Annotated in this window: 24 protein-coding genes and 1 tRNA gene; 8 read left to right on the top strand and 17 right to left on the bottom strand. The window is 50.5% G+C overall.

Annotated features, from left to right (window positions below):
- Positions 1-61: 61 nt before the first annotated feature.
- Positions 62-1,939 carry an excinuclease ABC subunit UvrC gene (gene uvrC, locus ACZ45B_RS02355; RefSeq protein WP_024544842.1) on the top strand — a complete coding sequence of 626 codons (1,878 nt, stop codon included), beginning with the start codon at positions 62-64 and terminating at the stop codon, positions 1,937-1,939.
- Here uvrC and ACZ45B_RS02350 read toward each other — a convergent pair.
- From ACZ45B_RS02350 to ACZ45B_RS02315, 8 genes are all read right to left on the bottom strand, one after another.
- Positions 1,915-3,162 carry a valine--pyruvate transaminase gene (locus tag ACZ45B_RS02350; protein WP_315862112.1) on the bottom strand — a complete coding sequence of 416 codons (1,248 nt, stop codon included), beginning with the start codon at positions 3,160-3,162 and terminating at the stop codon, positions 1,915-1,917. The two genes, uvrC and ACZ45B_RS02350, sit on opposite strands and share 25 nt — an antisense overlap.
- Before the next feature lie 96 nt (positions 3,163-3,258).
- On the bottom strand, positions 3,259-5,067 hold the full coding sequence (locus ACZ45B_RS02345) for an alpha/beta hydrolase (RefSeq protein ID WP_024544840.1): 1,809 nt from the start codon (positions 5,065-5,067) through the stop codon (positions 3,259-3,261).
- A gap of 181 nt (positions 5,068-5,248) precedes the next feature.
- Entirely contained in the window at positions 5,249-5,368 is a 120-nt protein-coding gene (locus tag ACZ45B_RS02340) for a photosystem II reaction center protein J (protein ID WP_012305869.1), read from the bottom strand.
- 42 nt (positions 5,369-5,410) lie between these two features.
- Positions 5,411-5,530, bottom strand: coding sequence for a photosystem II reaction center protein L (locus tag ACZ45B_RS02335; protein WP_071990920.1), 120 nt, complete (start codon positions 5,528-5,530; stop codon positions 5,411-5,413).
- 9 nt (positions 5,531-5,539) lie between these two features.
- Complete coding sequence (psbF, locus tag ACZ45B_RS02330; RefSeq protein ID WP_071990919.1) at positions 5,540-5,674, bottom strand: cytochrome b559 subunit beta; 135 nt, start codon at positions 5,672-5,674, stop codon at positions 5,540-5,542.
- A 43-nt stretch (positions 5,675-5,717) separates the two neighbouring features.
- Complete coding sequence (psbE, locus tag ACZ45B_RS02325) at positions 5,718-5,963, bottom strand: cytochrome b559 subunit alpha (RefSeq protein ID WP_024544839.1); 246 nt, start codon at positions 5,961-5,963, stop codon at positions 5,718-5,720.
- Positions 5,964-6,064: 101 nt separating this feature from the next.
- Positions 6,065-7,087 (bottom strand): photosynthesis system II assembly factor Ycf48, encoded by a 1,023-nt coding sequence (locus ACZ45B_RS02320; protein WP_024544838.1) that lies wholly within the window; start codon positions 7,085-7,087, stop codon positions 6,065-6,067.
- 59 nt (positions 7,088-7,146) lie between these two features.
- Positions 7,147-7,494 carry a rubredoxin gene (locus ACZ45B_RS02315; protein WP_024544837.1) on the bottom strand — a complete coding sequence of 116 codons (348 nt, stop codon included), beginning with the start codon at positions 7,492-7,494 and terminating at the stop codon, positions 7,147-7,149.
- 255 nt (positions 7,495-7,749) lie between these two features.
- Between ACZ45B_RS02315 and ACZ45B_RS02310 the strand changes: the two genes are divergently transcribed.
- The 5 genes from ACZ45B_RS02310 to ACZ45B_RS02290 all read left to right on the top strand — a co-directional run bounded on the left by ACZ45B_RS02310 (position 7,750) and on the right by ACZ45B_RS02290 (position 11,538).
- Positions 7,750-9,660 (top strand): cation:proton antiporter, encoded by a 1,911-nt coding sequence (locus ACZ45B_RS02310; RefSeq protein WP_464674939.1) that lies wholly within the window; start codon positions 7,750-7,752, stop codon positions 9,658-9,660.
- Positions 9,661-9,728: 68 nt separating this feature from the next.
- Positions 9,729-10,082 (top strand): HesB/IscA family protein, encoded by a 354-nt coding sequence (locus ACZ45B_RS02305; protein WP_024544836.1) that lies wholly within the window; start codon positions 9,729-9,731, stop codon positions 10,080-10,082.
- Between the two features lie 71 nt (positions 10,083-10,153).
- Positions 10,154-10,576, top strand: coding sequence for a tetratricopeptide repeat protein (locus tag ACZ45B_RS02300; protein ID WP_024544835.1), 423 nt, complete (start codon positions 10,154-10,156; stop codon positions 10,574-10,576).
- Positions 10,577-10,605: 29 nt separating this feature from the next.
- On the top strand, positions 10,606-11,478 hold the full coding sequence (locus ACZ45B_RS02295) for a M48 family metallopeptidase (protein WP_029681643.1): 873 nt from the start codon (positions 10,606-10,608) through the stop codon (positions 11,476-11,478).
- Positions 11,457-11,538 (top strand) — tRNA-Leu (locus ACZ45B_RS02290). The genes ACZ45B_RS02295 and ACZ45B_RS02290 overlap by 22 nt, the downstream gene beginning before the upstream one ends.
- 26 nt (positions 11,539-11,564) lie before the next feature.
- Here the strand turns inward: ACZ45B_RS02290 and ACZ45B_RS02285 are convergent.
- From ACZ45B_RS02285 to ACZ45B_RS02255, 7 genes are all read right to left on the bottom strand, one after another.
- The gene (locus ACZ45B_RS02285) at positions 11,565-12,881 is read right to left on the bottom strand and encodes a TldD/PmbA family protein (protein WP_024544833.1); all 1,317 of its coding nucleotides are present in this window, start codon (positions 12,879-12,881) and stop codon (positions 11,565-11,567) included.
- Positions 12,882-13,013: 132 nt separating this feature from the next.
- Positions 13,014-14,432: a decarboxylating NADP(+)-dependent phosphogluconate dehydrogenase gene (gene gnd, locus ACZ45B_RS02280; protein WP_024544832.1), complete on the bottom strand. Its 1,419-nt coding sequence runs from the start codon at positions 14,430-14,432 to the stop codon at positions 13,014-13,016.
- Positions 14,433-14,830: 398 nt separating this feature from the next.
- Positions 14,831-15,562 (bottom strand): RadC family protein, encoded by a 732-nt coding sequence (radC, locus tag ACZ45B_RS02275; protein WP_024544831.1) that lies wholly within the window; start codon positions 15,560-15,562, stop codon positions 14,831-14,833.
- A 70-nt stretch (positions 15,563-15,632) separates the two neighbouring features.
- On the bottom strand, positions 15,633-16,187 hold the full coding sequence (locus ACZ45B_RS02270) for a DUF192 domain-containing protein (protein WP_024544830.1): 555 nt from the start codon (positions 16,185-16,187) through the stop codon (positions 15,633-15,635).
- 67 nt (positions 16,188-16,254) lie between these two features.
- Positions 16,255-16,980, bottom strand: a complete 726-nt coding sequence (gene nblR, locus ACZ45B_RS02265; RefSeq protein WP_024544829.1) for a response regulator transcription factor NblR — start codon at positions 16,978-16,980, stop codon at positions 16,255-16,257.
- A 142-nt stretch (positions 16,981-17,122) separates the two neighbouring features.
- Positions 17,123-18,064 (bottom strand): NAD(+) kinase, encoded by a 942-nt coding sequence (locus tag ACZ45B_RS02260; protein ID WP_024544828.1) that lies wholly within the window; start codon positions 18,062-18,064, stop codon positions 17,123-17,125.
- 169 nt (positions 18,065-18,233) lie between these two features.
- Positions 18,234-19,223: an SDR family oxidoreductase gene (locus ACZ45B_RS02255; protein ID WP_024544827.1), complete on the bottom strand. Its 990-nt coding sequence runs from the start codon at positions 19,221-19,223 to the stop codon at positions 18,234-18,236.
- A gap of 155 nt (positions 19,224-19,378) precedes the next feature.
- Here ACZ45B_RS02255 and msrA point away from each other — a divergent pair, with 155 nt between their 5' ends.
- Positions 19,379-20,038, top strand: a complete 660-nt coding sequence (msrA, locus tag ACZ45B_RS02250; protein WP_024544826.1) for a peptide-methionine (S)-S-oxide reductase MsrA — start codon at positions 19,379-19,381, stop codon at positions 20,036-20,038.
- A gap of 81 nt (positions 20,039-20,119) precedes the next feature.
- On the opposite strand, the gene ligA is transcribed toward msrA, so the two are convergent.
- Both ligA and ACZ45B_RS02240 read right to left on the bottom strand, forming a co-directional pair.
- The gene (gene ligA, locus ACZ45B_RS02245; RefSeq protein WP_024544825.1) at positions 20,120-22,141 is read right to left on the bottom strand and encodes an NAD-dependent DNA ligase LigA; all 2,022 of its coding nucleotides are present in this window, start codon (positions 22,139-22,141) and stop codon (positions 20,120-20,122) included.
- A 61-nt stretch (positions 22,142-22,202) separates the two neighbouring features.
- On the bottom strand, positions 22,203-23,108 hold the full coding sequence (locus ACZ45B_RS02240; protein ID WP_071990918.1) for a tetratricopeptide repeat protein: 906 nt from the start codon (positions 23,106-23,108) through the stop codon (positions 22,203-22,205).
- 286 nt (positions 23,109-23,394) lie between these two features.
- On the opposite strand from ACZ45B_RS02240, the gene ACZ45B_RS02235 reads away from it, so the two are divergent.
- The gene (locus tag ACZ45B_RS02235; RefSeq protein WP_236612379.1) at positions 23,395-24,201 is read left to right on the top strand and encodes a hypothetical protein; all 807 of its coding nucleotides are present in this window, start codon (positions 23,395-23,397) and stop codon (positions 24,199-24,201) included.
- The last annotated feature ends 17 nt before the right edge of the window (positions 24,202-24,218 follow it).

The following is a 24,218-nucleotide window of genomic DNA, read 5'->3' as shown; positions in this document are numbered from 1 at the left end:
ATCTTGGTAGACTAAAATTTGTGTTTTACCAAGGTCTTTGGTGTTCCCCCAGTCATTACAAATGGTAAGTCCGATTCCCCTGTTGCAAGATCCAGATCGTCTCCAACAACGCCTTAGGGAAATTCCAGCGGAATCGGGTGTTTATTTTATGCATAGCCGTCAGGGGGATATTCTCTACATCGGCAAATCGAAGACCCTACGCAATCGGGTGCGGTCTTATTTTCGGGATGCCCGCCTCCATTCGCCTCGCATTGAGATGATGGTGCAGCAGGTGGCGGACATTGAATTCATTGTCACGGATACGGAAGCGGAAGCCCTGGCCCTGGAAGCGAATCTAATTAAGCAGCACCAGCCCTATTACAATGTGCTGCTCAAGGATGACAAGAAATATCCCTATGTTTGCATCACTTGGTCGGAGGATTATCCGCGCTTTTTTATCACTCGCAAACGTCATGTCGGGCATAAAGGCGATCGCTATTATGGCCCCTATGTGGATACGCGGTTATTGCGGCATACTTTGGGGTTGATGAAACGGATTTTTCCGTTGCGGCAACGGCGACAACCGCTCTTCAAAAACCGGCCTTGTTTAAACTACGATATCGGGCGCTGTCCGGGGGTCTGTCAGCAGCTGATTTCCCCCCAGGAGTATCGACAAACGGTACAAAAGGTGGCAATGGTTTTCCAGGGGCGTAGCAGCGAATTAATCGAAAGTCTTAATCTCCAAATGGCCCAAGCTGCCGAAAATCTCCAGTTTGAAAGGGCGGCCCAAATTCGAGACCAGATGAAGGCGATCGCCGCCCTGAATGCGGATCAAAAGGTGAGTTTGCCCGATGATCGCGTGTCCCGGGATGCGATCGCCTTGGCCGCCGATGAGCGCCACTGTGCGATTCAACTTTTTCAAGTGCGGGCGGGGCGCTTGGTAGGACGGTTGGGCTTTTTTACGCCCCTGCCAGAAAATTTAGGCCCAGATTTGACGGTGGAGTATGGCAAAATTCTCCAGCACGTTTTAGAAGCCCACTATGCGAATGTGGATGGGGTCGAAATTCCAGCGGAAATTTTGGTGCAATATCCCCTCCGAGATCAAGATTGGCTCGAAAAGTTTTTAGGCGATCGCCGGAGCAGTAAAGTGCAAATTCTTCAACCCCAGCGGCAACTGAAAGCAGATCTGATCGCGATGGTCGAACGCAATGCCCAATACGAACTCAATCGCACCCAACAGGCCGCCACCAAAAACCAAACTGCCCTGGAAGATTTGGCCAGTTTACTGGATTTGCCAGAACTACCCAAGCGTATCGAAGGCTATGATATTTCCCATATTCAGGGTTCAAATGCCGTCGCTTCCCAGGTGGTTTTTATCGATGGTGTGCCCGCGAAGCAGGACTATCGCCACTACAAAATCCAAAACCCGGATATCCACATTGGCCGCTCCGATGACTTTGCAAGCATGGCGGAAATTATGCGGCGACGGTTTAAAAACGGTCGAGAAAAAGACTACCCCGATTTGATTATGATTGACGGCGGCAAGGGACAACTGTCGGCAGTGATGGGGGTTTTAGAGGAACTCAACCTGGCTGATAAATTAAATGTGATTAGCCTCGCCAAAAAACAAGAACAGGTTTACTTGCCCTATGAAAGCAATCCGATTAAAAGCGACAAGGAGCAACCTGGGATTCAACTCTTGCGGCGGGTACGGGATGAAGCCCACCGCTTTGCCGTCAGTTTTCACCGCCAACAGCGGCTTAAATCCAGCAGGCGATCGCAACTGGATGACATTCCTGGTTTAGGGCATCACCGCAAAAAAATCCTGCTCGCCCATTTCCACTCCCTCGACTATCTGCGGGAAGCCAAACCCGAACAAATTGCTGAGGTTAAAGGGATTGGCCCGCGTCTTGCCGAGGACATTTATCGCTATTTTCACCCGACGGCAACCGCAGAATAAATTCGTTTTACCACCTCGGCGAGTCGTTGCATCGCGGTTTCAATTTCGCGATCAGTGGCCGTTAAACTAATGCGGAGACATTGCTGCTTGTGGGGCCAATCTTCCCGGAGGCCAGGGAAAAAGGGACTCCCCGGCACGGCGATCACGCCCACCGTTTTTAACTCTTGGTACAGTTCCCAATCGGTCATGGGCAGCTCATCAAACCAAAGCCAGGCGAAAATAGCGCCTTCGCCTCGGTGTAAATACCAGGGTACATCCTTAGGCATAGTGCGATCCAAGGCCGCTTCAAGGATTTGAATCTTGTTTTGGTAGTAGGGCCGGATCACTGTTTCGGCGATATTGGCTAGAGCTCCCGATTGAATCGCCCGGGCGGCGATCGCCTGACCATAGCGCGACGAATGAATGCAAGCATTAGTTAAAAAAGCCTGCAAAACACCGATAAAACGCGGTTCCCCAATGGCAATGCCCACCCGTTCCCCAGGTAGACCTGCTTTGGAGAGGCTGAGACAGTGGATCACATTGCCCCCAAATAAAGGCTGCATTTCTGTGAAATTCAGAGCAGGGAAGGGGGGCGCATAGGCCGAATCAATAAAGACTGGCACATCATGGACAGCGGCAAGATCGGCAATTTTTTTCGTTTCCTCGTCGCTGAGGACATTCCCCGTTGGATTGCAGGGGCGTGAAAAAATTACACAGCCGGTATTTTCATCGATATTGAGCTGACTAAAATCAGGCCGATACTTAAAACGGTGGTTGGCCTGGTCAATGTCGAGGCTCGGTTTAAAAGTGCGAATCGCCTCTGGATATAAACTAACGCCCCCATAGCCAGTGTAGTCAGGGCTGAGGGGGAGCACAATGGATTTCAATTGACCGGCATTGTTGTAACCACCAAAGACATTTGCTGCCAGGAAATATAGAGATTGGGAGCCGGGGGTGATGAGGATATTTTCGCTCGTTAAGTTCAGGCCGTAGCGTTGATTAAAATCTTGGGCGATCACCTCAATTAGGGGTTCGTAGCCCTGGGACGATCCATAGCGACAAACTACTTCCCCATATTCCGGGCTATCGAGGAGGTCGTTGGTGCAATCGCGCCAGAGCTGTTCCACTGCCGGGATAATCACCGGATTACCCGCACTGAGGTTAATAAAGTCTTGGCCGGCCCCTGCCTTTAGGGTATCGATGATGTCTTTCATGATGGCCCGAACGCCGGTTAGACGAGACATCTGCGTTCCAAATTTCGATAACAGAGGTGCCTGAGACATTATTGGTAATTGGCGAGAAAATTGAACTTTTTCATCTTATCGCCTCTGCGAAATTCTTTAGGGTTTTTGATACAAGACATCAAAATTATCCGTCGGCCCTATCCCATTTGCCATCAAGGGAGCAAAACTTTGGGTAATGGTGCCATGGGGATAGGTTGGGGCAGTTTGGCTGGTAGGCGATCGCCCAAAATTCAAAAAAGCAGCCTGCCGCACTTGGGCGTGACCGAGATTAGGCTCAGGGTTTTGGGGCAGTCGACTCAAAAACCGTTCCAACTCTGGGGTGATGATCTCCGTCAAGCGCAACTGAATGCCGCCCCGCGATAAGGATTGCACATAGCCCCCTGTGAGAAACTGCTGAAAATCTTGGCCATTGCTCTGGTGCCGGGCCAGGAAGCTTAAACTGACCCCCCGCAACATTTGACGCACCGGTTCAGCGGCATTACCCATTACCTCTGGCACAAGACTGCTCTGGGCAAAAAGACTGTCGCCGTTGTTGAGGTCGGTGACACTCATATGGGTGGCCCCATCGGCGACCACCAGATATTTTTCACTCCCCAACTGCTGAAAAGGCCTGAGTTGGTGGGTAAGACTCGGGGTGATCGTATCTTTTGTGCCAGCGACAATCAGGGTGGGAATGGCGATATTGGCTAAACCGTTTTCTCCAAAAATTTGATCACTGAGAGGATTGAGGGCGATCGCCTGCTTTACCCGCTCATCTCGCAAATTTAAACGGTCGTAGGGGAGCTGCGCCGCCGCACATTGGAGCCAGTCCCCAGGGGCACGGGTGAGGGGCGTCGCCCGCTGGCAGTGAGCCCGTACCGCTACCGGATCGACAATACCACCGGCGATCGCCAGGGCCGTGTACCCCCCAAAAGAATGGCCAATCACCGTCACATTGTCTGTGGTGAAACGAGTGGTAATCGTTTGATTTTCATTAATTTGTTCTAGTTGATCCAAGACAAATTGAATATCCTTAGGGCGATCAACAAATTCCGTCGCAGGGAGGAGGTTATCTAAATTGACATTGGCGCGAAACAGAGATTGGATATTACTCCCTGGATGGTCAAGGGTTACTACCGTATAGCCATGGGAAGCCAGATGTACGGCGAGGTAATCGAGAAAATTTCGATTCGCCGCAAACCCATGGGACAAAATCACCAGTTGGGCTTGGGGTTGAGAGCTATCAAAAATATCAATGGGAATGGTGCGATCGCGCTGGGTATCCTGAAGAATCAAGCTTTGTCTACGCACCGTCTGGGGGCCTAAGCTAGTGGGGTCAATATCCAAACGGGGTAAATTACGGGGCGTTGGGGTTTCCAGGGCGGTGGTTACCCTGGGGCCAAGGAGTTGATTTTGCAGGTTGGGTAAATTGAGCTGGAGTAAAACCCCGGCTACCGTTGTCAGATCAATAGTCAGTTCTTGTTTTGGGTAAGCCCGTAAAAGCGTCAGGGCACTAATGTCTAGGTTTTGGCTGAGTACAAGGTTAACCGTTGCTTCTAGATCCGCCACGGAAGTGCCAGGGAGAGCAGTTTGGATTTGTGCTAATAGTTGCTTCCCTGTCGGCGATCGCCACAATTGATCGAAAAATTGACTTGCCATTTCCGGCTCAACTTCCAAACGGCGCTGCAAAAATTGTTGGAGATTGCGGTCCAAAAACATGCCATAGGGCTGCAAACTCCCTGACACTTGGCCTGTATTTGCAAAACTTTCTAGATCCCTCAGGGATACCCGCTGTTGGATTGGCCCCAACTTGAGTCGCAGTGTCTCAGCGGCGATCGCCCGATCTGCCCCAATACCAAATCCTAAAGTAAAAAGACTGACCAGGCCGAAGCTCCACACCCGGCCCCATTGCGGCTTGCTCCCCATCTCAAAATTTTCCCCCTAAATATCTTTACCTGGTCATGATCTAAAGCGACCACCAGACATTGCCTTGACCCAGAACTTTTTTGAGAAGTTCCCTACCAAAAAACCACCTCTCAACAAGAGTAGGTGGTTACTTAGAACAAATCTATGAATCGTAAATAAAAGCTAGTGGGGGATTGCGTCTCTAAACCGCAGAACCGACCCCAGCATAAGCGCCATAGAAAAAGATACCGACAACCGCAATTACGCCCATACCAGCGACAACTGCAACGATCCAAAGTGGGATTTTTCCGCCTTCAGACATGGGAACAACCTCCGAAAAAAATAAATTAAAAGGGCTGCCAGCTTAGTTAAAGAAGTAGCTGGAAAACAGAATACCGAGGACAGCGACCAAGAGCAAACCCAGATACAAAGAAGTCCGGTTTAGCTCGACGGGCTGACGGTTGGGGTTTTGATTTCTCTCCATCGGAAGCTCCTAGCGTTGAATAAACTGCATAGCGGCGATCGCCCCAAGGAAGAAAACCGAGGGAACAGCCAGAGTGTGAACCGCCAACCAACGGACGGTAAAAATTGGGTAAGAAACGGGTTGATTAGAAGGACCGCTTGTCATAATGCAAAACCTTTATTGAATAAAGCAGAAAACAGTAAATGAGTTATTTACTAAAGTCAGTAATTTGGTCGATCGCCTTATAACGATCCGTCACAATGGGAATCTCTTGGCGAGTTTCAGTAAAATACTGGTCAGGACGGGGGGTACCAAAGGTGTCGTAAGCCAAGCCGGTGCTCACAAAAAGCCAGCCAGCAATAAATAGCATCGGAATAGTGATGCTGTGGATCACCCAGTAGCGAATACTGGTGACAATGTCAGAAAACGGGCGTTCTCCGGTAGTACCTGCCATACGAACATTCTCCTCTTAACTGTTAATGAAAAAAACTTATTAAACAAACTAGCCTATATCATACGGAATTCATAGGCACTCTCACAATAGAAGGGTTGCCCTTAGGCCGCTTCCGTGGATGTATCGTACCGCAAAATCACCCCCTGTTGGCCCAAGATAAACCCTTTGTTTTCATTGAGAAAGACCACCCGATAAAAATTGGTCGGAATTTTTTCTAGGGCTTCATCGCGGAACCAAGTTTCGCCACCATCTTTGCTGACAACAACACTACCACTGCCGCCAACACCCCAGAGTTCTTCGGGGGTACGATACCCAATGTGTAATAGGCCAACACTGTTGCGGTACTGGGGGGTGACGGGTTCACTCCAGGCATCGGCATTGTCCGGATTTGTATCGTCACTAAACTGTACTACCCCACCCCGTGCTAACAGCCAGAGCTTATCTTCCCCATTAAAGCCCATGCTCTGGAGACGACGGGAAGAGTTGCGGTTATGGGGGGTCCATTCACTGTCCCCAGGGGCCCAGGTGGAATAAAAATTTCCTCGGGCAGAAACAGCAACATATTTGCCATCTACGGAACGTTCAATGGTTCTGGCTACGCCAACGGCTCCTTCAACGAGGGCTTTCCAGTTTTTGCCGCCATCGGTGGTCTTATAAATCGCCCCAAGGTCAGTCACCATTTCTGCGGTTTTTGGGCCAAGGGCAACGATGTCGTAGGGAGCGCCAGGAAGCTGGTTACTAAGGGCGATGCGATTCCAATGGTCACCGCCATCGTCCGTGTGAAGCAGGATCGAAGGCCGGCCAGTAATCCAACCTTCTTGGCCAGAGAAACTTACACCAGTAAAGCTCTCTTTCTCATCACCGAGGTCGATAATGCGCTCGGTCCAAGTTTTGCCACCGTCAGTGGTTTCAAAGAGAGTTTCTTTGGTTCCCACAAGCCACCCCCGTTGGAGGTCATCGGTAAAGGCGACATTGGCAAAGGTAGAGTCGGTGTTGAGGTTGATTTCTTGCCAAGGATTTTCGCTGATGGTCGGCGCTTGGACGCAACCGATACAGAGAATCAAAACGGCGATCGCCGCGATCGCCTTTTTGCAGGATTTAAATAGACCTAAGGATGAAGTCATAGGGCAATTGGGAATGCGGTAATAAATTAAAAAGTGGGCAACTGTCGGGAAACAGTTCTTTAATCTAGGCCATAAAGACTCAGGAAAAAGAGAATTGCGAGGCCGATGGCCCCAAAAATGAGGAGGTTTTTCTGGTTAGAACTGAGGTTGTTGACGCCGAAACCATATTTGAGATTTTCTTCAAATCCAGAGGGGGCATCGGCCGCACCGATATTGCGAAACTGAACGCGGTCTACACTACAGACAGGGCAGTTCCAAATGAGGGGCAGGTCTTCAAAGGCTGTGCCTGCGGGGGTATTGGTGCGGCTTTCTCCTTTGGCAGGATTGTAGATATAGCCGCAACTGGGACATTCGTAACTGGCGGCGGCTTTTTCAGCCAGGGTTTTTTCTACGGGGCGATCGCTCATCGTTCAGGGGGTGTTTGACTAGCAAATCAAGGAAGTAATTATGAAAAATTATGACATAATCCGTAAACTTTCTTTAATTTGTGGACGTTGCTTGGGGGCTTGCCTTGGGAAAAGATGACGGAAAAATCTGGGCGATGGGCGGCGATCGCCCAGGGTGATGAAGGACAGATGGAGGGAGAAGCTATACTTTGATCAACTCCATGGCCTTGTTGTAGTTTCTTCCAGATCTAGCTTTTCTTCACCGATAACGTCCCCATGGCAGATTCCTTCGCCCTGACATTGCAAATCATCATCGCTGTCTTTGCCGGCATTAGTGCCCAGGTGTGTGGTGAGTTTCTCAAAATTCCCAGCATTGTGCTCCTCTTGGTCTTCGGCATCGCCCTTGGGGGTGATGGCTTCGGGGTGCTCCATCCCAGTGAATTTGGTGTTGGTCTGGAGGTCTTGGTGGCCCTAGCGGTGGCGATCATTCTCTTTGAGGGCGGTCTAAACCTCAAGCTTAAAGAATTAAGCGAAGTGTCAGGTAGTCTCCGCAATCTCGTGACCATCGGGACGATGATCACCCTCGTGGGGGGAGGCCTCGCCGCCCACTACCTCGCGGAATTTCCCTGGGCGATCGCCTTTTTGTACGGCGCTTTAGTCGTCGTGACCGGGCCGACAGTGGTGGGGCCACTCCTCAAACAAGTAAATGTTGACCGCAAAGTTGCCACTCTCCTTGAGGGGGAAGGTGTATTGATTGATCCAGTGGGTGCAATTCTCGCCGTTGTGGTGCTCGATACCATGCTCAATGTCGACGCTGGTTTTACCCAAGTGTTTGTGGGTCTGGTTCTGCGTTTGGGTATTGGGGCGATTATTGGCGCTGGCGGCGGTTGGCTCATTGGGAAATTTTTGCGCCTTGCAACCTTTCTTTCCGAAGACCTCAAAAATTTGTTGGTGTTGGCAGGAATTTGGGGGTTATTTGGGTTTGCCCAATCTGTGCGTGATGAATCAGGGTTGATGACAGTCGTCGTGGCAGGGCTTGTTCTCAGAGCGTTTTCTATTCCTGAAGAGCGCTTGTTACGGCGATTTAAAAGTCAATTAACCGTTCTCTGCGTCTCGGTGCTGTTTATTTTACTCGCCGCAGATTTATCCATCGCCAGTATCTTTGCCTTGGGTTGGGGGAGCTTTTTCGCCGTGGCGGCCCTGATGTTTGTGGTGCGCCCTATCAGTGTTGCCCTTTGTACGATCAACAGTGATTTAAACTGGCAGCAAAAATTTTTTGTCGCTTGGGTTGCCCCCAGGGGAATCGTTTCTGCTTCCGTGGCGTCCCTATTTGCCATTATTTTGACTGAGAAAGGGTTCAATGGGGGAGCCTCCATTAAAGCCCTGGTTTTTCTGACGATTTTGATGACGGTCTTTATCCAAGGGCTGTCGGCCAAGTGGATTGCGAAGCAGCTCAAGATCACTGCTGGCACGGCACGGGGGGCAGTTATTGTTGGTTCGAATCCCCTCAGCCGCCTTCTGGCGCGACTGTTTCAACAGCAGGGGGAATCGGTGGTGATTATCGATACTGACCCCCAGGCCTGCGAGGTGGCCCGGACAGAGCAGCTGGAAGTGTACCAAAGCAGTGCTCTCGATGGGGATGTACTAGAGGAAATTGGCATTAGTTCCATGGGTGCTTTTGTGGCCTTGACCACCAATGGAGAGGTCAATTTGGTTTTGGCCCAACGGGTTGTTGAGGAGTTTCAGCCCCCCAAGGTGATGGCTTTTTTTGAGCAGGGAGATCAAGAAAATACGATCGCCAACAAAAGCAAAATTAGCCAAGCATTTGGGGGAGGCTTTTCCGTGAAAACATGGAACCAGTATCTCCTCGATCGCCAGGTAAAATTAGGAAAAACAACGATCACTGCCCAGGAAAAACAAACCCCGTTGCCCTTCCAGGCCCTCATCGATAGTGGCCAATTGCTACCCCTGGTTATCCGTCGTCAAGGCACATTGGTCGTGATGCGATCGCTTGAAGATCTCAAAGTAGACGACGAATTAATCTATCTCCTCCATAGCCCCCAAACTGCTGCCCTGCCGAATTTTTCAGGGCATCCCCAAACGATCAATTTCCCCCTAGAAACCCTAGCCGAAGTCGAAAATCTCGCCCCTCTGCCCCAAACCCCAAGCACTTCCCCCACTGCTTGAATCTCCAGAGAGCCGCTAGAATAGGGTCATGTTCAGCCCAAAAATTTTGTGGAAATTATCGAGCAGCCATGACACAAACAACCACTGCCCCCAGTATCCAACTCACCGAAGCCGCCCTCAAGCATGTCCTGATGCTCCGGGAACAACAGGGCCAAGACCTCTGGTTACGGGTCGGTGTGCGCCAGGGAGGATGTTCCGGGATGTCTTACATGATGGACTTTGATCACCCCGAAAATGTCGGCGAACATGATGAAGTCTTTGACTATGCCGATGGCTTTAAGATCATTTGCGATCGCAAAAGCTTACTCTACCTTTACGGGCTCGTCCTAGACTACAGCAACGCGATGATTGGCGGTGGCTTCCAGTTCACCAATCCCAACGCCAACCAGACCTGTGGTTGCGGGAAATCTTTTGGGGTTTAATAGAAAACTGCATCTTTGTCGCCTCAGGTCGGCAACGGTTCTGCTTTTTTATTTATCTCCGCTAATCCACCATGACCGAATTAACTACTGAACAGCGCTTTGAAGCTGCGTTGAAACGTTACGATGCCGGCGAAAGCCCCGATGCTCTCCTGCCAGAGTTTTTAGAAATCTGCACCCTCGAGCCCAAAAATGCCGCCGCCTGGAGCTGTGTCGCTTGGTTGCATCTCCTGCGGGGAAAAGCGGATCTGGCTTTACCAGCGGCTCAACGGAGCGTCAGAATTGACCATCGCAACCCCCAAGCCCATGTGAACTTGGCCCTTGCTCTGTTGGGGACTGGCGGTAAAGGCGTCCGTAAGCATATTGAATTAGTGCAAAAAGTGATGGATTTTAGTGAAGAAGTCCGCCAAGATATTTTTGAAAATATCGAAGATGGCCTCCAGCGTAAGCCAGACTGGCAGGAACTGACGAAGGTTAAAAATTGGCTTTCTGAATAGCAGATTAATCGGCATAAATCGAGGTGATCATGGGCAAAAAGCATTACTTCACGGGCTTAACGGCGGATCAATTCCGGCACCCTTTAGATCGAGAAGCCACCGCTGCCCTGGGTCGCCTCCCTGGGTTGGACTTTTTGGTGCGCTCTGTGCTGGGTTCTACCGCAGAACAGGTTTTTCAGTTTAATAACCTCGCCGCCAGCATCCAAGTGGGCGATCGCCAACTGCCCCATCTGCACAATCTCCTCCAGGAAGCCGCCAAAATTCTTGATCTCGATCCGCCAGATTTATACATCCAACAAAATCCAGTCCCGAATGCCTACACCTTCGCGATGCGGGGCCAAAAGCCCTTTATGGTGATCCATACTTCTTTGATTGAAATTCTCACAGAAGCGGAACTTCAGGCAGTGATGGCCCATGAGTTAGGTCACCTCAAATGTGAACATGGGGTTTATCTCACCCTGGCAAATCTGTTGATGCTGGCCACCAATGCTCTACCTATTTGGGGGACAGTGCTTTCCCAATCGATGCAAAATCAAATGCTATCCTGGTTGCGTTGTGCTGAGTTAAGTTGTGATCGCGCTGCCTTTTTGGTGAGTCAAGACCCAAAAATCATGATCTCAGTGCTGATGAAGTTGGCGGGCGGCTCCCCTAGTTTGGCGCCCCTCCTCAACCTCGATGCCTTTATGGAGCAGGCAAAAACTTACGAAAATCTGAGCCAAAATCAACTGGGACAACTATTAAAGGAAAGTCAAACGGCTCAACTGACCCATCCGCTGCCCGTAGTACGCGCCCAAGAAATTTGGCGGTGGGCCAGCTCCCAGGAATATTCCCTCTTGCTTCAAAACCAAGATTCGGTTTATAATTCACAAGGCTTATCCAAGGGCGGATGGCGAAATTGGTAGACGCACCACACTCAAAATGTGGCGACTTCGGTCATGGGGGTTCAAGTCCCCCTCTGCCCATCTAGTAGAAAACTTTTCGAATTTAACTAAATGCTTTCTGTAATGCTGCTGAAGTGGAAGTTTTTCACCTTCAGGGCCGGGACAACAGTGCTGCCATGGCGTTCTGGGAAGGCGATCGCCTCCACATCGCGCAGCAAATCGGGCAAGGACTGATTAAAGCGCAGATTGTAGATGGGATAAGCGAGCTTCCCATTTTCGATCCAGAAAGTGCCGTCGCGGGTCATCCCTGTAAACTCAAGGGTTTGGGGATTAACCACCTGCACGTACCAGGCGCGGTTAATAAAGATGCCCCGTTCTGTTTGGGCAATCAAATCCGCCAGGGTTTGGTCGCTGCCAGTCATCACCAAGGGAAAGAAACTGCCCGTCGGGGTTTTTCCTGTTTTTTGCGCCCAGTAACGGTCGTAGCTCAGGGTTTTAGGCACGCCAGCGGTGGCGATCGCCAATCTGTTACAGGGCAAGCCATCATTACCAAAAGCCCCTGTTTGTAACAACGGATGGGCCGGGTCGCGGGACAAATTGACCAATGGGCTAAAAAGTTGTTCGCCGAGGGAATGTTTCGCAAAGTAACTGCGTCCCTCTGCCGCTGCCCGCGCCGACATCGACCACACCAAACGAGGGACTAAATTAGCCACGGCTCCGGCTCCCAGAACGACCGGATAAGTGCCTGGTTCAACCTTCCGAGGATTTTGCGATAATTGTGCTCGCCCCATCGTCGTCAATACCATTTGTTCGATGGGTAATTCGTTGATCCCCCAAGCCGTGCGACTGCTCCAACTGGAACCATTCCCAATCTTGGCGGTGTAGCTAAACTCTGCTTTCGTTTGGCGATCGCCTGCCCGCAACCCCGCTGAATTTCCCAAGGCATAAACCTTGGCACTGGTACTTAAAATACCCGACCCATTCACGCCTGCCGCGTCGCTCCACTGGCACACCTGTTGAATTAATTCCCCCCGTTGCAATGGTGAATAGTCCAAAGTTACTGTATCAAACTTGGCCGGACGGTCTTCGTAAACCTGTTCTGTCAACAGCGGCAGCCATTCTGGATCTTCTGGGGCAACCCTGGCCAAGGCTTCACTACGCCGCAACGCTGCTAGGATGCCGTCCCAATCCTGTTCGACCGTCGTCACACTGGCGCTGCGTGAGCCAAAGTAGCTCGTAATTGAAATTTCGAACTGGTTTTTCTGGAGATTTTGTCGAATTTGATTCTCTCCGAACCGTCCTAAAGCAGACTCCGTTTCGGCGATCGCCACCGCCACCCCATCTGATGCCGCTGCTTCAATGATTTTATCCAGCCAATCAAATGCCTGAGCCTGGGAAATCAATCGCGCTGCTGTCGAAACCATGGTGAACCTTGCCCATTAATACTCTCCCCATTAAAACAACAAAAACCCTTCCACCGCAGAAGATAGAAGGGCAAATCCCAAAGAAAATATCTAAATCAGCAAAACAGATATCTCCCCACTGAGATTTAATATTTATTCCGCCCAGGCCGTATGGAAAAATTCTCCCCGGGCTTTATCCGTCCGCTCGTAGGTATGAGCCCCGAAGTAATCCCGCTGCGCTTGGGTGAGGTTTTGGGGTAGCCGTGCCCGACGGTAGCTATCAAAATAATCCAGCGACGCGCTAAATGCCGGAACCGCGATCCCTAATTCATTGGCTGCCAGGATCACTGTCCGCCATGCCGCTTGGCGATCGATAATCGACTGCTTAAACTCCGGTGCAAGCAGTAAATTTGGCAAGTTCGGATTCTCCACATAAGCGGTCTTGATTTTGTCTAAAAAGCCCGCTTGAATGATGCAGCCCCCTTTCCAAATCCGGGCCGTTTCACCCAGGTTCAAACTATAGCTATACTCAGCTGAAGCTTTGGCCAATAAAGCCATCCCTTGGGCATAGGAACACATCTTCGAGCAATAGAGGGCATCCCGCACTTGGTTCACAAAGGTTTTAATATCGCCCCGATAGACCCGCTCCGGTGCTGGAAGCTCTAGGGCGGCGGCGGTGCGTTCATCTTTATAGGCAGACATCACCCTAGCATTTACAGCCGCGTAAATCGTTGGAATAGGTACACCCAGCTCGAGGGAGCTGACCACAGTCCAACGTCCTGTCCCCTTTTGTCCCGCACTATCGAGGATCAATTCGACGAGGGGTTGTTTTGTTTCCGGGTCAATTTTTTTGAAAATATCCGCGGTAATTTCAATGAGAAAAGAATTTAACTCGTCCGTTTCGTTCCACTCCGAAAAAACTTCGTGGAGCTCAGTGTGATTTAGTTTGGCGGCATTGGCCAGAAGATCATAGGCTTCGGCGATGAGTTGCATATCACCGTATTCGATGCCGTTGTGCACCATCTTGACGTAGTGGCCTGCACCACCAGGCCCGATAAAGGTGACGCAGGGGCCATCATCAACCTGGGCAGCGATTTTTGTAAGGATTGGCTCTAATTCGCGGTAGGCAGCTTCTGTGCCACCAGGCATTAAGCTAGGGCCATTGAGAGCACCTTCTTCACCGCCGCTGACTCCCATCCCGACGAAGCCTAGACCTGTAGCTTCTAGATCTTGTGTGCGGCGCTCGGTGTCTTCATAGAGGGAGTTACCGCCATCGATGATCATGTCTCCCGGTTCGAGGAGGGGTTTAAGGTCATTAATAACATAGTCAACAGGAGCGCCGGCTTTGACCATCACCAAAATTTTGCGGGGTCGCTCTAGGAGCTGGACAAATTCTTCGAGGCTATAGGCTGCTTTGATGTCTTTGCCGACAGCTCGGGTCGCCATGAATTCTTCGGTTTTGCTGGCGGTGCGGTTGTACACTGCAATGGGAAAGCCGTTGCGTTCAACGTTGAGAGCCAGGTTTTCTCCCATTACGGCGAGGCCGATGACGCCAAAGGTTCGTTTAGTCATATTGGTTGTTGAATGTCTTGCTAAAGTGCAGGCGCGTTTTCTTTACGTTAGCGTGTGCTTTAGGTTTTGCCTGACCGGTTAGAGGAATTGTCGTTTTTCTTAAACATCAATCGAAGATGTATGAAAAGTTCTTTAAATTATCGCGGATTCGTGACGATTTAAGTTTTATTTAAGAACTGATAGTCCTGGGCTTATGTTTGATTTTATGGGTTTTTAAAGGGGTTCTAATCCTTGATTTGCAGAGAATTCAGAAAGGATAAATCAAAATCAACGGGAGATTTTTTACTGATTTTAAGCAAAAAAATCATTCACAACAAATTATTTTCTCTGCTAAGAATAATTGGATTCTCTGACATCGATTGTGATGATTAATCAGGCGATCGCCTGATTAATATTATTTAGTCAGGTTGGGGGTAAATTTCCCAAAGATCGGTGCTGCGGCGCATGCTACTGAAATTGTCACGACCGAGAATAATGTGATCAAGGAGAGGAATACCCAGGATTTGGGCGGATTGGAGGAGGCGTCCGGTAAGATCGCGGTCTTCTTGGCTGGGGTCAACGTTCCCGGAGGGGTGATTGTGGGCGATGATCAGCCGGGTAGCGCCATGTTTGATCACTTCGCGGAAAATTTCCCTTGGGTGGGCGAGGGTTTCGGTGGCGAGGCCAATGGTCACGATCCGGGTTGCAATCAGTTTATTTTTCACGTCGAGGCAAAGAACAGCAAAACGTTCTTGCTCTTGCCACATAAGATCATTACTGAGGGCGATCGCCGCGGCTTCGGGAGTATCGACAATGATTTTTTCGCTGGGTTTGGCCTGAAAAATCCGTTTACCGAGTTCGATGCCAGCTAAAATTTGCGCAGCTTTGGCCGTGCCAACGCCTGGAATATGGGTAAGCTCCTGGGGAGTGGTATTACGCAGCCCATCAAAGGGATCCCGTTTCCCCTCACTGAAGGTTTGAAGTATTTTTTGGGCAAGACCGACCGCAGAAAGATTTTGGTGGCGATCGCCTGTGCTGATCAAAATGGCGATCAATTCTGCATTGGATAAATATTTCGCCCCCATGGTGACGAGTCTTTCACGCGGTCGTTCGCTGGCGGGGATATCTTGGATGCGCGGGCTATAAGACATGGACTACCAAGGGCGACATTAAGGCTCCAAGGCCATTCTAGGGCTGATGTTCAGCCCACGCACACTTTCCCTAATTTTCCTGGTGGGTAACAGTAATTTGATCCCCTTCGCTGAGGCCAATTTCTGCGGCGAGTCCTCCCCGAATTTCGATCACTTGGTCAATGTTGACGTTTCGGGGCGGGCCATAGCTTGGGCAAGGTTCAGTTTCGCAGGGGGGCACATCATGGGCGATCGCCTGAATCACGCCATCCCGCAGAAAGATCATATCCAGATTGATGAGGCAATTTTTCATCCAGAAACTCACGGGCCGGGGCGGATTAAATTCAAATAACATTCCCCGGTCATCGGGCAAAAATTCCCGAAACATTAGGCCGAGGGCTTGTTGCTCAGGTGTTTTTGCCACCTCTAGAGCAAATGTTTGATCGCGGCCAACCACCTGGGCCGTTGCCGTAATCGGTAAAATTTGCCCTTGAAAATCAGGATCTGAAGGCTCATTGGCGACAATTGCAGTCGGAGTATCAGTCGGATCAGTCGTTGTTACCTCAGGGTTATCTGCGGTGATGGGTGCACAGCCCACTAGAACAACCCCGCCGAGGGCAAACAAAAAACGTGCAGACAAGGACATAATCGTACCGCTGAAATGATTAAGGGTATTTTAAAAGGCGAGACCTATTTGAGGCGGAAGAAGTTGCTTAGGTGTCTTTTTTTAGAACATAACCTACGCCCCGCACCGTTTGAATCAGCCGCTTTTGCCCTTTTACTTCAATTTTGAGGCGTAGGTAACGAATATAGACTTCAATGACGTTTGATTCCCCCTGAAACTCATTTCCCCACACATTTTCGAGGATTTGCTCCCGGGTCAAAACCTGTTGGGGATGAGACATCAGATATTTCAACAGTTCAAATTCTTTGACGGTTAGCTCAATGGGCCTGGGGGTTTCACTGCCCTGGTTGGGCGATCGCCACACCTGGCGAGTATTGAGGTCAAGGATTAAATCGCCAAAAAAGAGCTGTTCTCGCTGTCCCGTCTGGGGTTCGAGATAAATATCGAGGAGTCGTAAAAAACTATCCTGTTGGTAAGGCTGTAGTAGATAATCATCAGCTCCTGCCTCTAGGCAGACAACCCGTTCTTCTACACTATCTTGGGTAACTAAGAATAAAATAGGCTGGACAAACTGAGTTTTTCGGAGGGCACGGCACAGCTCTACACCCCGCTGTCCCAACATTGGATAGTCCACAATGACCATGGCCGGGGTCAACTGCTGAAAGCGTTGGTGTGCTTGTTCCAGGGTTTCAACGGCAACGGTTTGATAGCCACGGTCCGCCAGATCTAGGGTGACCCGTTGTGTCAGTCCTGGCTCTGTCCCCACAAGGAGAACATAGGCTAAACCATCGGCAGTGTATTGGCTTTGGGGCATATCACGCTATCGAAATCGTCTGAACAAAATAAGTAAGAATAAAGGGGAAATCAAGATGGGGGAGTGAGCCCTCTTGATTTTAGGGAGACTCCTTTGGGGGGAGAAAATTTTTTCATGAATCTTTGCTTCTAGGTCCCTAGTCTCAGGGAAGCTTGCGGGAGGTAGGCTTGGCCACATGGGGCAGTCCCCAACCGAGTTTTTCTCGTAGAATGCGGAAAAATTCGGGCCGTTGGAGGCGGACAAAGCGAGCATTATAAGGAGATCGCTCCAGGTGAACCCGGTCTTCTGGCAGAACATAGGCACCGCCGTTGCCATCCACGACGAGTACCAAACGGTGGGAAGTGGCAGGAAAAATATTTACGGGTTCTCGGTCTGAAAAAACTAAGGCCCGGGAAGCAAGGGAATGGGGGCAAATGGGCGCTAATTGAAATACGGGTACATCGGGGGTCACCACGGGGCCGCCCGCACTAAGGGAATAGGCTGTGGAGCCTGTGGGGGTGGAGATGATGATTCCATCAGCGGCAATATCAACAGGGACATGGCGACCAATTTGGATTTCAAAATGACACATCCCGGCTAAAGGTTCCCGATGGAGCACCATTTCATTGAGGCTGAGGGCTTCCCACAGGAGTTCTTCGTCCCGGAACAGTTGCACGGTGATCATCGAACGGTCTTCAATTTCGTATTCCCCGGCCAGGAGTTGGGCGATCGCCTCATCGAGATGCTGGAGATACATTTCTGTCAAAAACCCCAAATGGCCCGTATTCACAGTGAGCAGAGGGATGCCCTTTGGGGCCACCTGGCGCGCCGCTGATAATACGGTGCCATCACCACCCAGAACGACGGCAAACATCATATTTTCGTCGAAATTGGGGGGCACTAATTGTTCAATTTTGGTATGACAAACCGGCCGCTGGTGGCCTGTTTCGCAGGGGGGAGGACATTCTGCATAACCTAATAGTCCCCCAAACCCAGTGGCCGTAAATACATCCCACCCATTATTCCTCAAGGTTTTGGTGAGTTCCTGGGCGACTTGGCAGGCAATGGGCTTGATGTCGTTGTAGATAATGCCAGCTTTGGGCACAAGCAGAATTGTCCTGAAAACTTAAGGATATTAAACAATAGGGTATCACTCAAACCGTTTTCTGAAATAACTACGGCAGGCGATCGCCCTGATGAATGGGTTTGGTGGGATCAAGCCCTGCGATACTGCCCCGCAAACTATCGGGAGAATACCGCAGAACAGGATTCAATTAAAAAGGCGTCCGGATATTGGGTTTTTTCTTGCCCCCTTTTTTCTTCTTATTTTTGTTCTTCTCGTAGTCGATTTCCTTGAGTTTTTGCATAATGCGACTGAAGTATTCCTGTAAATAGCTCTCTAGGGTCGTGGTTTCAGCCGGGTCGAGCTCAAGGGCTTTGTAGACTTCTTCCATGGGAGCGTCCAAAGGTTTTCCGGTAGCCATCACTTCAGCGAAGGCCAAACGATCTGAGGCATTTTGCCCCCACTGGAAGAAACGAGTCACCCGACGCATCAAGCGCAAAAAACCCAAAGACAGTCGAGCGATGCTGGCGGTTTGCCCAGAATAACGTTCACAGATGGCGATCACTTCTTCTCCTTTCCAGGCGCGGGTTCCGACCACAGGGAAGGTTTGCTTTTCTGCAGCTGGTACCTTTAGGGCCTGTACCGCAAACTTCGCAATATCTTGGGTATTCATATAGGCGATCGGCGAACTTTCTCCCGTGATCCAGACCGCTTGATTTTCGAGAATGGGGATCGCATATTGAGCGATTAATCCTTGCATGAAGCCACTTAAGCGCAGAATAGTGTAGTTCAATCCCACTTCCTTGAGGTACTCTTCGACGCAATATTTTGCATCCATCAAGGGCACTTCACGGTGCTGCTCAGCATTAATGATCGAAAAGAAAATAAAACGATCAACCCCGGCTTCCTTGGCAGCTTTGATCAAGTTGACCTGACCTTCCCAGTCGACTTCCTTAACACCGATGGAATCCGTTGGCCGGGCGGTGGCCGCATCGATGATTGCGTCAATGCCTTCGAGGGCGGGGACTAAAGATTCGGGCTGGCATAAATTTCCGCCGATGAGTTCTGCGCCCCACTCTTTAAGAAAAGAAGCTTTACGGGGATTTCGAACCAGACAGCGTACCTGATGCCCTTCATCTAATGCCCGTCGCGCGACTTGCCTGCCTAATGTGCCAGTAGCACCGACCACCAGTAAATTCATTTAAATTCCGGTTAAGTAACGTTTTTTTAAGATTCTATAGAATTTTATCAGAAAGCGATCGCCCCCTCCGGTGCTTCCCCAAAAATGCGATCGCCCTGTCCTCTGGCTTTTTTGTCTACAATCAAGGCAGTCACTACCCTGAGAAGTTGAATTTTATGTTTTTTGGTTTGCTCGGTAAAAAGACTCAAATACCTACCCCCCAAGAGGCACTGCCTGGTCGCACCCAGAAAATGCCGATCCCTAGCCAACACTTTGTGAACGGTAATCCCATCGCGGCTCCCTTTCCCGCAGGTATCGAGTTAGCAATGTTTGGTTTAGGCTGTTTTTGGGGGGCAGAGCGCAAATTTTGGCAAACACCCGGAGTTTACAGCACCGCAGTGGGCTATGCTGCTGGCCACACGCCGAATCCCACCTACCAAGAAGTCTGTTCGGGGATGACAGGGCACAACGAAGTGGTTTTAGTCGCCTATGATCCGAGCCAAGTGTCCTACGAAACACTACTAAAAGTCTTCTGGGAAAGCCATAATCCCACCCAAGGGATGCGCCAGGGGAACGATGTGGGAACACAATATCGTTCTGGAATTTACACCTATTCCGATGCCCAAAAACAGCTCGCTGAAAATTCACGTCAAGCGTACCAAACTGCTCTCAAAGCCCAAGGCCACGGAGAGATTACGACAGAAATCTTGACAGCACCGGAATTTTATTACGCCGAAGAATACCATCAGCAATACCTTGCGAAAAACCCAGGCGGCTACTGCGGTCTTGGTGGTACAGGGGTGAGCTGTCCAGTGGGTCTGGGGGCCAGCCTCTAAATTCTGCTGAGACTTCAAACGATTTCCATGGGCCGCAATTGAGCGGCCTTTTTTGTGCTGAGAAAGCAGCCCTAGAGATGGTTAGCCCAATAGATCAAGTAATTCAGATTCTGTAAGTTCTTGAATTCCCAATTGCCGAGCTTTTTCTAGCTTCGAACCGGCGTTTTCCCCTGCCACTAGGTAATCAGTATTTTTACTAATCGAACCCGTCACTTTACCCCCAGCGGCTTTGATCTTGTCGGCGGCCTCGGTGCGTTTGAGGGTCGGGAGTGTGCCTGTGATAACAAAGGTTTTTCCGGCAATATGACTATTGCTTTGACTGCTGACAGTTTGGGTTTGGGCAAAATTTAAGCCTGCCAATTGCAACTTAGCGATGAGTTGCTGGTTCCCATCTACCCGAAACCAATCGACAACAGATTGGGCAATTTCTTCACCAATGCCGTAGACCCCTTGCAATTGGGCAAAGGTTGCGTTCTGGAGCTGCCCTAAAGTCGAGAAGTTTTGGGCCAAAATTTCGGCGTTGACTTTCCCCACAAAGCGAATCCCCAAACCATATAAAACCCGGGCATAATCCTGATTTTTCGACGAAGCGATCGCCTCGACTAATTTTTCCGCCGATTTTTGGCCGAGACGGGGGAGGGCTTCGATTTGGGTCACGGTGAGGTCATAAATATCGGCGATGGAATGAACCAGGCCATGATCAATTAGAAGAATCACATTTTTTTCGCCTAGACCCTGAATATCGAGGGCATCGCGGCTAGCCCAATGAACAAGGGAACCGCGTAAGATCGCCGGACAGGAGCTATTCACACAGCGGGCAACCACTTCTCCCTGGGGGCGCACTAGTGCCGAGCCACATTCGGGGCAATGCTGGGGAAATTCGTAGGCGATCGCCTTTTCGGGGCGCAGATCGGGCAGCACCCTAAGCACCTCGGGAATAATTTCCCCCGCCTTCCGGATCACCACCGTATCCCCGACGCGGATATCTAGTTCTTGGATTCGGTCGGCGTTGTGGAGGGTGGCTCGCTGCACAATGGTGCCGGCCAATTGCACCGGTTCCATCACGGCCATGGGGGTCACCGCGCCAGTTCTGCCCACATTGACAATAATGTCTTTGACCACGGTGGGGGCTTCTTCGGCAGCATATTTTAAGGCGATCGCCCACCGGGGAAACTTTTGGGTAAAACCTAATGCCTGCTGGAGGGCAAAATCATTCAGCTTCACCACTACGCCATCGGTGAGATAAGAGAGCTTTTTTCGCCCATCATCCCATTTCTCAAAGTAAGTTTTTACCGCCTGTAAATCTGAACACAGTTCCCGGTTAGGATTAACCCGAAAGCCTATTTTTTGCAGTAATTCTAGGGCTTCCCACTGGGTCATGGGCTGTGCCTGCACCTCTGTTTCAGGCAGATGTAGGGTATAGGCAAAAAAGTCGAGTTTACGGTCTGCCACAATGCGCGCATCCAGTTGGCGGAGAGTCCCGGCGGCGGCATTTCTGGGGTTGGCAAATAAATTTTCGCCTGCTTTTTCCCGCTCTTGGTTGATCTTTTCAAAAGTATCTAAGGGTAAGAATGCCTCCCCGCGCACCTCCACAATGGGCGGTGGATTCTCCAGGTTTAGCCGTAACGGAATGGTGCGAATGGTACGGATATTGGCGGTGATATCTTCCCCTGTTACCCCGTCACCCCGGGTTACCCCTCGCACCAACAGGCCATTTTCATAGGTGAGGGCGATCGCCGAGCCGTCAATTTTTAGTTCACACACATAACTGGAATGATGGGGAACCTCACCCTCTAAGGCCCGTTGCCATTTTTGTTCCCATTGGCCTAGTTCGCCAAAATCAAAGGCATTCTCCAGACTGTAGAGGGGAATATTGTGCTTGACACTGGTGAATTGGCTAGCCGGTTTGTCACCGACGCGCTGGGTGGGGCTGTCGGGGGTGATCAGTTGGGGGTATTGCGCTTCTAGATCTGCTAGTTCCCGGTAAAGCTGGTCATAGACGGCATCTTCCATGAACGGCGCATCGAGGACATAGTAAGCATAGGCCGCTTTTTGGAGTTGCGATCGCAGTTGGGTCAGGCGGGTTTCGATGGCGTCAGACATGGCTTGGGGCGGAGAATTTCAGATTGAAATTATAGGCGATCGCCCTCGGGAAATTTGGTTGTTATTCTGGAGGTGCTGTTTCGGGAGTCGCTTCCGTTTCCACGGGGGACAATGTTTCTAGGGTTTTAAGATCTGCTTCACTCAGAACAGCCATATCTTTGATTTGATCTTTATAAGTGGCGGGAGCTAAGGCGATCGCATTGAGAAAAAATGGCTTGGCCGCCGCTTCGTTACCCTGATTTTTTAGGACAATTGCCTTGGCCAAAATAGGCCGAAAGTCTGTTTTGTTCACCGAGGCCGCCTGGTCATAGATGGCGATCGCCTCCCCGAAGCGTTTCTGGGCAGCATAGATCTGGCCAAGCATCAGTTGAATCGAAGTCACCTTTTGGGGATCAATTTCAATGGTTTCTTCCTCGGTCAGTTGGCCCATCTCCCGGAGGGTGGTTTGCAGTAACTCAATTGCTCCCTCTGGACGATTTTGTACCAGCAGTAGATCCACCATGCCCTGGAGCGCATTGATATGAGTCGGATCTGTGAGGAGAATTTTTCTGTAGGTGGCCGCTGCCCCTTCATAATCTTTTGCTTCCTGTTTCACTTGACCCAGTAGCACCAGATAGTCAGCGTTTTCGCTATGTACTTGGGCCAATCCCTCAAGGGCCGTTGCCGCAGCGGTGAGATCATCTAACTTGAGACTCGTGTCCAGTAGCCCTCTCAACGCTCGCTCGTTGGTCGGTTCTTTTTCTAGCCAAATTTCATAGCTCTGCTGGTCTTTTTCCAATAGGGCGATCGTCGGATCAACGGTTTCTTGGGCTTGGGTCTGGGCTGCCGCCGCTGTTTGCCGCGCCACAAGCCAGCGGTCAACGCGGGGCATGAGCAATAATCCCCCTGCCAAGATAAACAGCAGCCCCGAAAGGCCGTAAATCCAAAGGCGGGGTCGGTAATACTTTTCGGTGATGTTGCTCGCCATGGCTAAGATTGGGGGAGAAGGTGAACAGGAAAAAATAAGGTGGGCGGCTACTGGGGCCAGGGGTTGGCAAAATTTTAGCTAAATTTCAACGGTTTATCACCTCTGGGACAGCCATTGAGTACAATGGGCAGGCGCTAAACGTCTTTCATCTTGATGATTGGCGGTGTAACGCTTTTTATCGCGGTGGCGATCGCAATCGCGATGATCTTAGCGTCTGATAGTAGACTATCTGGTATCGCAAAAGTATCTCTTTTTTTAGCCCACCTAGAAAGCATTGGATAAGCCCGTGTCTGAATCTACCCATCATCTACCATCCCCGCCAGAAGAAGATCCCAAAGAAGAGCAAAGGATCTCCCAAAAATTGCGGCAGCACCCGATTCCCCCGGCTAGTCACCCCCGACAGTATCGGGCTATCGGCATTGTGCGTGGCAAATATACCCCCGAAGACCCGGAACAAATTAGCAAAGGGGCGATCGCCACAGCGGATGGTGACATTGAAGCAGTCCTGTTGGGCCGGGTCATTAGCCTGATCAAAAATCATATCGACCTGGACCAGGAACATGTGTGGGTGGTTTATCCTCGTACCCGACAGGATGACAACCATCTCCATTTACAGATCTTGGGGATTTGGGAACCGGAGACCCTCGATGATCCAGAGGTGCTGACGGAGGAAATTCCCACCAGCGAACAGGTAGAAGACGGTTATTTTTCCATCCGGGGCCAGGTGGTTTTCTATGAGGCCGAATCGAAGAAAGTAGTGGTCAAAATTCGCCAATCGCCGAAAAAGGAAGGCGAAAAACCTAAGTTTTTCAAAATTCAACTAATTGGGGCATTGCCAGAACGCCCCGTCAATCATTTCTATGACCTGCGGGCCAAGCTCCTGGACAATGTATTGATGATCCAAACCTGCGAAGACATCGGCTATGTTGGCAGCCGCCGTAAGGGGGGTAAGCCTGGTCAAAAACCCTTTGACCGTGACAAGGGTAAACCGACTAGACCCGGTGGCGATCGCCCCAGTCTTGGCGGTAGCCACGATGCCACCGCCCGGGCTAAACCAGTGCCACGGCCAAAACCCAAGGACAGTGAAGGCTAAATCACCTTAAAAATCCA

This window comes from Picosynechococcus sp. NKBG15041c, assembly GCF_055380235.1.
Note: the sequence above shows the minus strand (reverse complement) of the source record. Positions and strands in the feature narration are given on the sequence as shown.